Origin of the sequence: Kribbella sp. NPDC056861 (assembly GCF_040687575.1) — a bacterium.
In the GTDB taxonomy this organism is placed as follows: Bacteria; Actinomycetota; Actinomycetes; order Propionibacteriales; family Kribbellaceae; genus Kribbella.
Genome location: NZ_JBFBNQ010000003.1, coordinates 66748 through 79096, shown reverse-complemented (window position 1 = coordinate 79096; position 12349 = coordinate 66748). Strand labels below are relative to the sequence as shown.

Here is a 12349-nt window from a genome sequence, read left to right as displayed (position 1 = left end):
TATCTCAGCCCGCCATAGTTACCGGAGGTACCGGGGGGAGGGCAGGCCCGGGGGTGACGAACTGACCGTCGTCACCACCGGGCCTGAATTTTTCCGAACTTTAGGGCATTGAGCGCTGGCCGTGGGGGCACTGGCCGGGGGGACGCTCAGTGCCCTATCGACCACTGGCTGGTGTTACTGACCGCCGGTGAAGGGCGGCTGACCGTCCTGCGGCGAGGGGGCTCCCGCAGGCGGTCCGCCGACTGGGGGCTGGCCGCCGGCCGGCGGGAACTGCTGCTGCTGAGGCTGGTACTGCGGCTGCTGCGGAACCTGCTGGTAACCATCCTGCTGGTACCCGCCCTGCTGCTGACCCGGCATCTGCGGCTGGATCTGGCCCGACGAGTGGCTGCCCGGCTGCATCTGCGGCTGCGCCTGCTCGCCCTCGACCGAGCCGATGGTGCCGAACGAGACCTGCGGGACCGCGCGGACCTGCTCGTCCTTGACCTCGAAGTAGCCGGCCTTCTCGAACTTGAACCGGCCCGCGATCACGTTCGACGGGAACGACTCGACCCGGGTGTTGTAGTCGCCGACGTTGGCGTTGTAGAAGCGCCGGCCGGCCGCGATCCGGTCCTCGGTGTCGGTCAGCTCGCGCTGCAGGTTGAGGAAGTTCTGGTTCGACTGGATCTGCGGGTAGGCCTCGACCGAGATCATCATCTGCCGCAGCGCGCCGGACAGCTCGCCCTCGGCGGCGGCCCGCTGCTCCGGCGAGGCGCCCTGCACGTTGACCGCCTGGGTGCGCAGCCGGGCGACCTCCTCGAAGACGTGCCGCTCGTGCGCGGCGAACGCCCGGACGGTCTCGACCAGGTTCGGGATCAGGTCGTAGCGGCGGTGCAGCTCGACGTCGATCTGCCGCCAGGACTCCTGGATCAGGTTCCGCTGCTTCACGAACCGGTTGTACGAGACCATCAGCGCGATGGCCAAGATCACGACGATCGCGACGATGATGACGATGACGAGGGTCATTTCCCTGCTCCCGAGTGTTGGGTACGGCTCGATGCGACTCTAACGCCGCCCGGGTCAGACGCACTCACGCACGACACGGATCCCGCCGGGAATCAGCGCTGCGTCACCTGGGGTCGATCCCGGCGTAGTCGCGCCAGACGTACGGCGGGACGTTGTCGGCGACGAGCTGAAGCAGCTGGAGGCGGTTCATCACCTCGACCGGCTCGTGCGGTCCGCGGTCCCAGCCGATCAGCGAGTTGCCCTCGATCCGCCAGCCGATCTCACCGCGGGCGAGCAGCAGCTCCATCATCTGCGGGTGGATCACGGCGTGCCCGAAGCGCTCGTCGTCGGCCTTCACCCGGAACGCCCGGTTGAACTGCTCGCTCTCGAACCGGATGTCGGCGAAGCCCAGGGCGTTCGCCACCGCGCCGCCGAAGATGCCCTCGTGGGTGACCTCGAGCCGCGGCAGTACGCCGGGCAGCTGCATCACGACGACGCCGAACTTGTGGGTCTGGGTCTGCCGCTGACCTTTCCCGTTGGTCGTGTGGGTCTGGTAGCTGTAGTCGAAGGCAACGATCTGCCGGCCCTGGAAGGCGCCGGTGAGCACGTTGAGCGCGCGCCGGTGATCGCCGGTCTGGAACGGCGTACCGGCCCATTGGCCCGTCAGGGCAGCGTTCACCGGCTGGTAACTGAAGCCCTGCTGGGCGGCGAAGGCGGCGAACGCCTCACGGCGCTTCTTCGCCTTGATGTAGCCGACGTAGAACAGCGCGAAGCCGGCTACGACAACGACGACGATGATCAGAGCGACGTTCATGAGCCGAGGCCGAGCTCCTCCAGGCCGTAGACCGAGCGGTATTCCAGCCCCTCGGCCTCGACCTTCTCCTGCGCACCGGTCGCCCGGTCCACGATCACCGCGACAGCAACTACCTCGGCACCGGCAGCCCGCAGCGCCTCGACGGCCTGGAGCACCGATCCGCCGGTGGTCGACGTGTCCTCGACCGCGAGCACCCGGCGGCCCTTCACGTCCGGACCCTCGATCTGGCGCTGCAGCCCGTGCGCCTTGCCCGCCTTGCGGACGACGAACGCGTCCAGCTTCCGGCCTTGCGCGGCCGCGGCGTACAGCATCGACAGCGCCACCGGGTCGGCCCCGAGCGTCAGGCCGCCGACGGCGTCGTACTCGAGATCCGCGGTCAGCTCCAGCAGCGCGGGCCCGATCAGCGGCGCCGCCTCGGCGTCCAGCGTGATCCGGCGCAGGTCGACGTAGTAGTCGGCTTCCTTGCCCGAGGCCAGCGTCACCTTCCCGTGTACGACGGCCTTGGTCTTGACCTGGTCCAGCAGCGCAGCGCGATCAAAGCTCATGAGGCCTCAGCCTAGGTGACGCGCCGGTCAGGGCTTCTTGTCGGCCTTCACCAGGTGGCCGAACGCGACCGAGCGGTCCGGCGAGTGGAACAGGTCCTGGCAGGTGGTCAGCGTGATGATCGAGCTGGTTGGCGTCACGGCAGGCTTGCCCGGGACCGGCTCGAGGACCCAGTTGTCGGCCGGTTTCACGGTCAGGTCGCGAGGCGAGCCGTCCAGCTCGTAGGTGTAGATCGCGGTCGCGGTCTCCACGATCACCTGGTCGCCCTTACTGAGCTCCAGCAGCTTCCGGAACGGCGAACCGTGCGTGACCCGGTGCCCGGCGACGGCGAAATTGCCCGGCTCCCCGGGCAGTTGGGTCTGCGGATAGTGCCCGATCCCCCGGGTCAGGTCGTCCTTGTCGACCCCCTCGACCACCGGCTTCTCCCAGTCCTTGCCGAACTTGGGGATCCGCAGCAGCACGATCGGTTTCCCGGCCGCTGCCTTGGCAGCAGGTTTGCCAGTGGAGGGCTGCCAGTCGTCGTGCAGGTCGCGCTTGAGGTCGTCCATCGCGTGGTTCGAGGTGATCCCGGTGCCGAAGTACTGCCAGCCCACCCAGCCGAGCAACCCGAGCCCCGCCACCAGCAGGACGACTCCCAGACCTCGTACAACTCGCCGACCCATGCGGACAAGTATGCAGATCAACTGCAAAGGCTATGTACCTCGTGTCGATGGACGCCGATGGTTGCCCGGGACGACGATGTGCTGAGCATCCGTCGAGGAGGTAGCCGTGAAGGCGCTGGTGAAGGCCGAGAGCAAGCCCGGACTGTGGTTGCAGGATGTCCCTGAGCCGCAGATCGAGGCCGACGAGGTACTGATCAAGGTACTGCGCACCGGTCTGTGCGGGACCGATCTGCACATCCAGTCCTGGGACCCCTGGGCGCAGAAGAACGTGCCGGTGCCGATGGTGACCGGGCACGAGTTCTGCGGCACGGTGGTCGAGATCGGCGCCGGCGTCCGCGACATCGCGGTCGGCGACCTGGTCAGCGGCGAGGGGCACCTGGTCTGCGGCCGGTGCCGCAACTGCCGGGCCGGCCGCCGTCACCTCTGCATCAAGACGCGTGGCCTCGGCGTACACGTGGCCGGCGCGTTCGCGGAGTACGTGAAGCTGCCCGCGACCAACGTCTGGGTGCACCGTGACCCGGTCGACCTGGACGTGGCCGCGATCTTCGACCCGTTCGGCAACGCCGTGCACACCGCGCTGTCGTTTCCCGTCGTCGGCGAGGACGTGCTGATCACCGGCGCCGGCCCGATCGGCATCATGGCCGCGGCCGTCGCGCTGCACGCCGGCGCGCGCAACGTGGTGATCACCGACCTGTCCGACTACCGGCTCGACCTGGCCCGCAAGATCGGCGTCACGCACGCGGTGAACGTCCGCGAGCAGAGCATCGCCGACGCCCAGCGCGATCTCGGCATGCGCGAGGGCTTCGACGTCGGGATGGAGATGTCCGGTCAGCCGGCCGCGCTGCGCGACATGCTGGCGAACATGAACCACGGCGGCAAGATCGCGATGCTCGGCCTGCCCGCCGACGAGATCGCGATCGACTGGGGCACGGTGGTGCTGAACATGCTGACCATCAAGGGCATCTACGGCCGGGAGATGTTCGAGACCTGGTACTCGATGTCGGTGATGCTGGAGCGCGGCCTCGACCTGGCCCCGGTGATCACCCACCGGTTCGACTGCACCGACTTCGAGCAGGCCTTCGACGTCGCCCGCAACGGCGACTGCGGCAAAGTGATCCTGGACTGGACCAACCTGGAGGAGAAGCACTGATGTTCGGCCGGATGCGCGACGACCTGACCACGACGATCGGCGAGATCCGCGACGCCGGGCTGTACAAATCCGAGCGGGTGATCAGCTCCCCCCAGAACGCCTCCATCTCAGTTGCCGCTGGCAACGAGGTGCTGAACTTCTGCGCCAACAACTACCTCGGTCTGGCCGATCACCCCGAGGTGATCGCGGCCGCCCGGGACGCCCTGGACCGGTGGGGTTTCGGGATGGCCTCGGTGCGCTTCATCTGCGGCACCCAGCAGATCCATAAGGACCTGGAAGATGCCCTGAGCAACTTCCTCGGCCAGCAGGACACGATCCTCTACAGCTCCTGCTTCGACGCCAACGGCGGGCTGTTCGAGACTCTGCTCAGCGCCGAGGACGCGGTCATCTCCGACGAGCTGAACCACGCCAGCATCATCGACGGCATCCGGCTGTCCAAGGCCAAGCGGTACCGGTACAAGAACCGCGACATGGCCGACCTGGAGGCCCAGCTGAAGGACGCCGCCGGCGCGCGGTACCGGCTGATCGCCACCGACGGCGTGTTCTCGATGGACGGGTACGTCGCCCCGCTGGACGAGATCTGCGACCTGGCCGAGCGCTACGACGCGCTGGTGATGGTCGACGACTCGCACGCGGTCGGCTTCGTCGGCCCGGACGGCGCCGGTACGCCGTCGCTGTTCGGCGTCCAGGACCGGATCGACATCCTGACCGGCACGCTGGGCAAGGCGCTCGGCGGCGCATCGGGCGGTTACGTCTCGGCCCGGCGCGAGATCGTCGAGCTGCTTCGTCAGCGCTCCCGGCCGTACCTGTTCTCCAACTCGCTGGCCCCGTCCGTCACCGCCGCGTCGCTGAAGGCGCTGCAGTTGATCGCCGACTCGACCGAGCTGCGCGACCAGCTGACCGCGAACACGAAGCTGTTCCGCACCAAGATGACCGAAGCGGGCTTCGACATCCTCCCCGGCGACCACCCGATCTCGCCGGTGATGATCGGCGACGCCGCCGAGGCCGGCCGGCTGGCCGAGAAGCTGCTCGAGCTGGGCGTCTACGTGATCGCCTTCTCGTACCCGGTCGTCCCGCACGGCAAGGCGCGGATCCGCACCCAGCTCTCCTCGGCGCACTCCACCGAGGACATCGAGCGCGTGGTCGCTGCCTTCATCGAGGCCCGCGCCGCGCTGGCCTAGGCATCGACCTGGACCTCGCGGCCTAGGACCTCGGCGGTTGTCCGCCCTCGATCGGGGGCGGACCGTCGAGGTCGTCGACGCCGGTGTGCTTGCGGACGGCGTCCAGGTAGATCCGGTCGGCGCGATCCTGGATCCGCTCCTGCGACTCGATCCGCAGTTGCTCCCGCTTGGTCAGCTCGCGCTCCCGCGCCATCTCCAGCTCGTGCTTGCGCTGGCGGCTCTGGGTGATGCCCCAGACGATCCAGCCGCCGCAGCTCAGAGCGATCACGAAGAAGACACCGATCAGTGTCTGCAGTAGGTCCATCAGGCGGCCTCCGTCGCTCTCCGTTTCCACACTACGGCCCAGCGCAGCAATCCGCAGACGGCCACGGCCTCGACAGCCAGTACTGCGACCGCAATGCCCGGGTTCCACCAGTGGGCCAGGCTGAAGTACCAGCTGCGGACCAGGAACACGATGGCCGGCCCGAGGATCGCAGTAGCCAGTACGGCGTACCCGGTGTAGATCACCTTGGCCCGACGCGGATACCCGGCGACTCCTGCCGGCCCCCGTCGCAGGAAGGCTCCGGCGAAGCGGAACGACTCCCCCTGCAGGTTCGACGTCGAGGTAGCGTGTTCGAGCATGTGATAGCCGTCCAGCTTCAGCACCGGCACCAGGTTCGCCACTGCGGCGGTGACGCCGAACAGCAGCAGCGCGGCCGCCAGCCCGTGCCACCAACCCGACTGCGGTCCCCACAACCAGAGGGCCGCGAACGGGATCAGCGCGATCAGGTTGACGTAGATCCCCGCGAACGACGTGACGACGCGTTGCCCCGGCCGCGGGAAGGTGACGACGTCGTCGACCTTGCAGTACGGCGCGATCATCGGGAACCGCCACATCACCCCGATCTCGGTCGGCCGCCCGCCGTACCGGACACAGGCGATGCCGTGGAAGAACTCGTGCCCCGCGATCACCAGCCAGCCCACGATGAAGCCAACCAGGGCAGCAGTCCAGCGAGACGGCGAATCCGACACTGCCGACCAGAGCGTGCCCCAATCGAGCAGCACGAACACAGCGATCGCAGTACCAAGCAATGCCAGCGGTACTGCGGCCAGCGGGTGCAGCAGCCACCCAATCCGCCGGGCCAGCGGTACGACGAGCTCAGCAGCCCCCGGCAGCGGCCGACGCCACAGCAACGGCGACTTACCCGCAGCACGCCGGGCAACCTCAGTCTTCTCCCGTACTGCGTCCAGCTGCTCGGGCGCGGCCGGGTCGATCAGCGCATGTGAGTGCAGCAACCCCAACAGCTGCTGCCAATGCGCCTCACCCAACCGCTTGCCGAACTGCCCCGCGTACTGGACACCGATGTCCGCCAAGGTCCGCTGCCCGTCGAGCTGCGACATCAGGAACGCCTCCCGCGGACCCACCCGCAGGAACGCGTGCGTGTCCCGGTCACCAATCACATGGACGACCGCCGTGCCCTTCTGCAACCCGGGCCCGATCCGGACGGCGTCCCGCAGCGCAGGCCTCGCCTCTGCCAACCAGCCCGCCGCAGCGGGATCGCTGACGGTGGTCATACCGGAGCCGCCGCAGGTTCCAGGGCCCTCTCGATCAAGTAGGACAGGTAGATCTCGTCCAGGATGGCCACGCCGAGCCGGTTGTTGGTCATGTGGATGTAGGAGCTCAGCAACACGGCAGCGCGCGCTTCGGGGTCGGCGATCGGCTCCCGCTCGGTGCCACCCGTGCGACTCGGGAACAGCAGTTGCTCGGCATCGGCATCCACCCGAGCGCGAAGTTCCCGGCAGTGCGTCAGCCAGGCCCGCTCGATCCCCGACAACTGCTGATCGGAGTCACCCGCGCTGATGGTCCGGATCCGGTCGACCCGCTCGGTCAGCGATGCCCGGGTCAGCTCGTAGCTCTTGTCGAACGACTCGTGATAGTCGTCCGACGGCTCCTGGTACGACGTCTCCCAGAACCCCCGGTACCGCTGGAAGAACCGCCGGACCGCCTCGTCGGTCTCCAGGAACGAGTACGCCGTCAGCAGCGACAGCTGGGTCGCCAGGCCGAGCAGTACCGGCCGGACGTGCGTGTTCGAGGTGGCGAGCAGCTTCGCGACCAGGTCGCTGGACGCCTCGAAGTGCCATTCGCCGAGCGCCATGCCGACGGGTCCGCCGTACCGGTCGAACTCCTGCTCGTAGGGCAGCGAGGCGACGGTGTTGTTCGGCCGGAACGGCATCACGCCGTCGACGCCGTACTCCTCGACGAACCGCTCCTCGCCGTACTCGGCGACGTACATCTTCTTGTAGATGTCCGCCAGGCCGTCGATGTCGGTGTCGTAGAGGGCCGGCCGCCGGGCCAGGAACGCCTCGATCGCGGCGGTGGCGCGCTTCTCCACCTCCTCGAGCAGCTCGGGCCGGGCCGGCTTGAACCGGACCCGCAGGTGCGGTCCCTCCATCCAGTACTTGATGAAGAACCAGTGCTCGATCAGCTCGTCGCGGCGCAGCTCCGCGACCAGCGGCCGGACCGCCTCGACCAGGATCGGGTTCGCGTCACTGGCGTAGAAGACGTGCAAGGCCACCCAGTCATTCGTCATCGGAGTCCCTCCCGGTGTCGTAAAGCTCCAGCAACAGTTCGCAGACGTGCGGCCGGCCGTGTTCGTCGGTCAGCCAGAGTTCGTCGGTGTCCGGGTTCGCCTCGGTCAGCACGATCCGGGCCGACGCGCCCAGGGCCAGTTGTTCCAGCAGTTGCAGGGACATCCAGCTGTCGAAGTCGACCGGCAGCGGCTTGCGCCCGGCCTTGCGTTCGGCGCCAGGCGTCTCCGGGGCGTCCGGCGTATCGGGCGCCGCGCCGTCGTCGACCGCGGACTTGGCCGCCGCGTTGTCGATCTGGGCGAACAACCGGGAGGGCAACCCGTGATCGAGCCGCCAGCGCCGCACCTTGAGCAGGTGCTCGGCGTCGGAGTGCCGCGGATCGCGGAACGGGAAGACCGAGGTGTTCAGCTTCCACATCCGCCGCTGCAGCACCAGGTCGCCGAGCACCAGCCGCGGGTACGACTGGATACCGTCGACCGGGATCGGGTCGCCGGTCCCGGCCCACAGGTCGATCTGGGCCATCCCGCTGGGTGAGAAGCAGAGCAGGATCTGCTGGATCTCCGGCAGCGCCATGGGCATCAGGAAGCCCAGGTAGACCGGCACCACCTCGCGGCCGAGCCGGGTCGACATCAGCCGGACCCGGTCGGCCACGGCATCGTGCACCAGGAAGAGGTCCTCCAGCGCGATCTGCTCGTCCTTCGGCCGGGTGCTGGCATCGCCGGGACAAACGATCTCGTACTGCGTAACTGCCGGGTGCACGTTCAGGTTGGTCGTCTCGTAGCCGCCCCGCAGCTCGGCCAGTACGGCGCCGTCCGGCGAGTAGTCGCGCAGTACCTCGCTGATCAGGTCGCGCGCCCGGGTGCCCTCGGTGTCGAGGCTGTGCGCGAACCGGGAGAACATCAGCGTCAGCCCGGCATAGGCCTGGTTGAGAATCAACCGACCCGGCTCCTGGTCGCCGGATGCCAGCTGGACGAAGAACGACCAAGGCTGGGCGAGTTGCTCACCCGGCGGCAGCTCACGCCGTACTGCGTCGACGAAGTCCGGCCCGAGCCGGATCTCCTCCACCTCGCTGGGATCGGCCGTCCGCAGGTCACGCAGATGCAGCGACGCCGCCTCGCGCGCCTTGTCGACCGCGACGATGTCCTGCAGCTTGAACCAGTTCTCCTGCGGCACGAACGCGTTGTCGTCGTCGAACTGCCGACGCCGCATCGACCGGCGGGTGTAGGGATCGAAGAAGTCCCGCTGGAACTCGTGGCAGAACCGCACGACGTCCGCGCAGTCACCGCCGATCCCGTAGCGAGCCTTGAAGAATCCCTTGGCCGTAAGCCGTCTGGACACATTCAGATCGAAGGCCGGCAGCAGATCCGCCAGGTCGGCCAGATCCGGCAGCAGCGTGCGCTCCCACAGCCCGCGGTCCACGTCCATCCCGTCGCCGGTGATCGTGGTGTCCTCGTAGATCACCGTTCGCGGTACAAGTTGGTCGGACGCGCCGAGCAGCTCGAAGCAGGCCCGGACGTGATCGCGCACGTCGCGGAGCACCGCCGCGCGGCCGCGGGCCGGCGTACCGGGGTAGGCGTCGATCAGATCTACCGCAGCCTGCAGCGAAGCCGCCAACTGCTGCAGCGTCGGGTGGTCCTGCGCCAGCAGCGCGACGATCAGGACCTTGGTGGGATCGCTGGACCGTAGGTCGATCTGCAGATCAGGAGCGAGCAGGAAGCCCAGCCGGAGCAGGTGCCCGATCAGCTGGTCGGACTCCTCCGGCGACCGGCCCTCGGCCTTGGCGGCGATCTGCCGGCTCAGCTCGGTCACCGTCGGCCGGTCCTCGCGGGTCAGCGTCACCACGTCGTCGAGCGCCGGTCCGCCGGGCAGGAAGAACAGGTCCTCATGAACGTTGTCAATGGCAACCACTGCGTCGGGATCGCTGCCGGAGGCGGTCCGGCGGCGGACGTACCGCATGGTCTCGCCGTCCGAGCTGGCTCCCGGCGCAAGCGCGACCCGGAGGCCGGACCGCAGGGTGGAGTCGGCCAGTACGACGGCGGACAGCCGCGCCAGGACGGCGATGTTCAGGCGGACCGTCGAGCGCTGCTCCAGTGACGTCGGCTCCGGTCGCGGCCGGGTCGCGGTGTCGCTGAAGCGTCCGAGGCCGACCGACGTGAGCGTGCTGAACGGGCTCGTCTTCAACGCGGCCCGGTAGAGCAGCTCCAGCAGGGTCCGCTCGACCTGGCGGCCGTGCTTGTCGACCTTCCGCGTCGGGTCGAGGTACCGGTCCATGTTCTTCTCCAGCACCTCCGACTGGAGCAGGACGGCGCTGCGGAGCTTGTCGTCGGCCAGGAGCTCCCGAGCCCGGGCACGAGCCGCGGCAAGGTCATCACCCAGTACTGCGACGCCCTGGTCCAACAGGTCGCGAACCCGGTCGATCGTCGCGACCCACTGACGTGTGAGGACCTGGGTCTGCTCCGGCAGCAGCGGCTCGGCCTTGGACACTGTGGCGGGCCGGGGGCGGCGTCCGTTGAAGGCATCCCGGCGGAGGTTGATCAGCGCCACCCGCTCGGGGTCCTCCGGGTCACGAGCCGCCAAGTCGGCTTCCAGCGCCTCGCGGACCTGGTTGGCCACCGCATCCCGGACGGCCTCGGCCGCGAGCACCTGCTCGGTCCAGGAGATGGCGGCCGGAGTACGCAGTACGGCGACTGCTTCGGCGGGCTGACCGGCGACGCGGAGCAGGAAGCCGGAGCCGAGCCGCCAGCCGGACGCAGTACCGGTGTCCGGGCTGTAGGGGTTCGAGAGGACGTCGGTCATCGTGGGTCTCCTTGAGCCGGACGGTGATGCAGGCCGTGGTCGTAGCCGGCGCGGCCAACGCGTTCGTGGCCGAGCAGCAGGAAGAGCATGCTGCGCTCGTCGGTCTGCTCGATGCCGAGGAACTCGTCAACGGCGAGGTTGTCGATACCGAGTACTGCTCCGATGCCCAGTCCCCGAGAGGTTGCGGCGAGGTAGCTGGTCTGGGCGAGCTGGCCGACCTCGACACTCAACATGCGATAGCCGCGGGCGCCGTACGCCTCCACCAGCGCCTGCAGCCGTCCAGTGATGACCAGTACGGCGGCTACCTCGCTGATGTTGTAGTTGGTCAGCGCGTAGTGCCGCTGGACCTCGCCGTAGTCGAACTCACCTGCACGGATCAACTGGTGTGTAGCCGGGTCGTAGGAGTACGCGCGCTTCTCCAGGCCTTCGACGGCGTTAGGCAGCACCCACAGGCGAGTCCACGGGTCCTGCCGAGGGATGGGCTCGACATCCGTTCCAGCACGAGTCATCTGGGCAGTGGTAGCCAGTACTGAGCCGAGGTCGGCGGCGGCGAGCTGCGGCCGGGCGGAGAACAGGCCGAAGCTGGATCGCCTGGTGCGCAAGCTGGTTGAGAGGTCCTTGGCCGACTCGTCCAGTGCGGGTAGGTGCACGTCGCCACCGGACCGGTCGAGCGGCGCCAGCGTCACCGAGGTTGTCCGCGGCGTCCTCGCCTGGTTGCCGACGAGGGCGGCCGCGTGGACGCGCTCGACCAACTCGAAGTCGCGGACCCGCTCGGACTTCTCCCAGACCCGCAGCGGCGACGGTGTGCCTGGCTCAGCCTGGGTGGCTGCAGGACGGGTGGGCCCGAGCGGGACGACTACAAAGGGAGCTTCGGTGCGGCCGTCCACCGCGAGCGCAGTACTGACCGGTGCTTCGTCGAACCACAGCACCGGCTCGACCGTGTGGCCGGCGGCCGCGAACACGAGCCGCCAGGAGGCCAGCAGCGCACCCACGTCCTGGGTCACCACGTGATAGCTGAACGAGTTGTACTTGAACGCGTTCTTCCAGAACTTCAACGTGGACACGAGATACAGCCCGGCCTCGACCCCGGTCGCGGCGGCCAGCTCCTCGCAGCGGTTCGCCGAGGACAGCCGGTCGAGACTGTGGTGAGCCGTGTCGTAGTGGTAGACGCCGGTGCGCAGCGGCGCTTGGCTGCCGGCCACCAGGTAACTCTCGGCTGGATACATGCCTCCGCCGGACGCAGTCGGCCGTGCCCAGACAGGAGCGGCCGGGCGCAGCTTGGCGGTGCTGTCCTCGTTCCAGTTCAGCTGGGTGCGGCGGTCGATCAGTCCGTAACAGCCGAGCACAGACGCCAGTACGTCGAGGGACGGCAGCTCCGCGTCCACCGGACCGGCAGCACGAGCCGCAGCGGCCTCCACGCCGATCGAGGGCAGGTTCGCGAAGGGCACCGGCAGCGGGAGCTTGGGCGCGTCGAGGTACAGCTTGTGCCGCGACGGCTGGTCGCTCCAGTCCACCTGGAAGCCGAGCGGCGGCAGGGGTACCCGCTGCCGCTCGAACATCCGGCGCGCGTAGTCCATCGCGACTTCCGCGCGGCTCGGCCCGGCAGTGGCATCGATCTGGCTGGTCACCTGCGCTCAACTCCTACGGAAGACGG

Annotated in this window: 11 protein-coding genes; 2 read left to right on the top strand and 9 right to left on the bottom strand. The window is 68.4% G+C overall.

The annotated features are described in order from the left end of the window. Nucleotides 1-174 precede the first annotated feature (174 nt). The 4 genes from AB0P21_RS14065 to AB0P21_RS14050 all read right to left on the bottom strand — a co-directional run bounded on the left by AB0P21_RS14065 (nucleotide 175) and on the right by AB0P21_RS14050 (nucleotide 3000). A complete protein-coding gene (locus AB0P21_RS14065) occupies nucleotides 175-1002 on the bottom strand; it encodes a LemA family protein (RefSeq protein ID WP_363696640.1) in 828 nt (275 codons plus the stop codon). 103 nt (nucleotides 1003-1105) lie between these two features. Beyond that, nucleotides 1106-1795 carry a hypothetical protein gene (locus AB0P21_RS14060; RefSeq protein ID WP_363696638.1) on the bottom strand — a complete coding sequence of 230 codons (690 nt, stop codon included), beginning with the start codon at nucleotides 1793-1795 and terminating at the stop codon, nucleotides 1106-1108. Then, complete coding sequence (pyrE, locus tag AB0P21_RS14055; RefSeq protein ID WP_363696636.1) at nucleotides 1792-2340, bottom strand: orotate phosphoribosyltransferase; 549 nt, start codon at nucleotides 2338-2340, stop codon at nucleotides 1792-1794. Before pyrE ends, AB0P21_RS14060 begins: the two co-directional genes overlap by 4 nt. 27 nt (nucleotides 2341-2367) lie before the next feature. Beyond that, nucleotides 2368-3000: a class E sortase gene (locus AB0P21_RS14050; protein ID WP_363696634.1), complete on the bottom strand. Its 633-nt coding sequence runs from the start codon at nucleotides 2998-3000 to the stop codon at nucleotides 2368-2370. A 106-nt stretch (nucleotides 3001-3106) separates the two neighbouring features. Between AB0P21_RS14050 and tdh the strand changes: the two genes are divergently transcribed. Continuing rightward, nucleotides 3107-4150, top strand: coding sequence for an L-threonine 3-dehydrogenase (gene tdh, locus AB0P21_RS14045; RefSeq protein WP_363696633.1), 1044 nt, complete (start codon nucleotides 3107-3109; stop codon nucleotides 4148-4150). Further along, nucleotides 4150-5331, top strand: coding sequence for a glycine C-acetyltransferase (locus AB0P21_RS14040; protein WP_363696632.1), 1182 nt, complete (start codon nucleotides 4150-4152; stop codon nucleotides 5329-5331). Before tdh ends, AB0P21_RS14040 begins: the two co-directional genes overlap by 1 nt. A gap of 22 nt (nucleotides 5332-5353) precedes the next feature. Here AB0P21_RS14040 and AB0P21_RS14035 read toward each other — a convergent pair whose 3' ends face one another. From AB0P21_RS14035 to AB0P21_RS14015, 5 genes are read right to left on the bottom strand one after another with little or no spacing between them, the layout of a single operon-like run. Further along, complete coding sequence (locus AB0P21_RS14035; RefSeq protein ID WP_363696630.1) at nucleotides 5354-5635, bottom strand: hypothetical protein; 282 nt, start codon at nucleotides 5633-5635, stop codon at nucleotides 5354-5356. After that, nucleotides 5635-6885, bottom strand: coding sequence for a M50 family metallopeptidase (locus tag AB0P21_RS14030; RefSeq protein ID WP_363696628.1), 1251 nt, complete (start codon nucleotides 6883-6885; stop codon nucleotides 5635-5637). Before AB0P21_RS14030 ends, AB0P21_RS14035 begins: the two co-directional genes overlap by 1 nt. Then, complete coding sequence (locus tag AB0P21_RS14025) at nucleotides 6882-7901, bottom strand: thiopeptide-type bacteriocin biosynthesis protein (protein WP_363696625.1); 1020 nt, start codon at nucleotides 7899-7901, stop codon at nucleotides 6882-6884. The genes AB0P21_RS14030 and AB0P21_RS14025 overlap by 4 nt, the downstream gene beginning before the upstream one ends. Then, a complete protein-coding gene (locus AB0P21_RS14020; RefSeq protein ID WP_363696624.1) occupies nucleotides 7891-10695 on the bottom strand; it encodes a lantibiotic dehydratase in 2805 nt (934 codons plus the stop codon). Before AB0P21_RS14020 ends, AB0P21_RS14025 begins: the two co-directional genes overlap by 11 nt. Continuing rightward, nucleotides 10692-12323, bottom strand: a complete 1632-nt coding sequence (locus AB0P21_RS14015; protein WP_363696622.1) for a SagB family peptide dehydrogenase — start codon at nucleotides 12321-12323, stop codon at nucleotides 10692-10694. The genes AB0P21_RS14020 and AB0P21_RS14015 overlap by 4 nt, the downstream gene beginning before the upstream one ends. Between the last annotated feature and the right edge of the window lie 26 nt (nucleotides 12324-12349).

Coding starts and splice junctions, on each gene's coding strand:
- AB0P21_RS14065 (WP_363696640.1), bottom strand. CDS start 1,002: ATGACCCTCGTCATCGTCATCATCGTCGCGATCGTCGTGATCTTGGCC.
- AB0P21_RS14060 (WP_363696638.1), bottom strand. CDS start 1,795: ATGAACGTCGCTCTGATCATCGTCGTCGTTGTCGTAGCCGGCTTCGCG.
- pyrE (WP_363696636.1), bottom strand. CDS start 2,340: ATGAGCTTTGATCGCGCTGCGCTGCTGGACCAGGTCAAGACCAAGGCC.
- AB0P21_RS14050 (WP_363696634.1), bottom strand. CDS start 3,000: ATGGGTCGGCGAGTTGTACGAGGTCTGGGAGTCGTCCTGCTGGTGGCG.
- AB0P21_RS14040 (WP_363696632.1), top strand. CDS start 4,150: ATGTTCGGCCGGATGCGCGACGACCTGACCACGACGATCGGCGAGATC.
- AB0P21_RS14035 (WP_363696630.1), bottom strand. CDS start 5,635: ATGGACCTACTGCAGACACTGATCGGTGTCTTCTTCGTGATCGCTCTG.
- AB0P21_RS14030 (WP_363696628.1), bottom strand. CDS start 6,885: ATGACCACCGTCAGCGATCCCGCTGCGGCGGGCTGGTTGGCAGAGGCG.
- AB0P21_RS14025 (WP_363696625.1), bottom strand. CDS start 7,901: ATGACGAATGACTGGGTGGCCTTGCACGTCTTCTACGCCAGTGACGCG.
- AB0P21_RS14020 (WP_363696624.1), bottom strand. CDS start 10,695: ATGACCGACGTCCTCTCGAACCCCTACAGCCCGGACACCGGTACTGCG.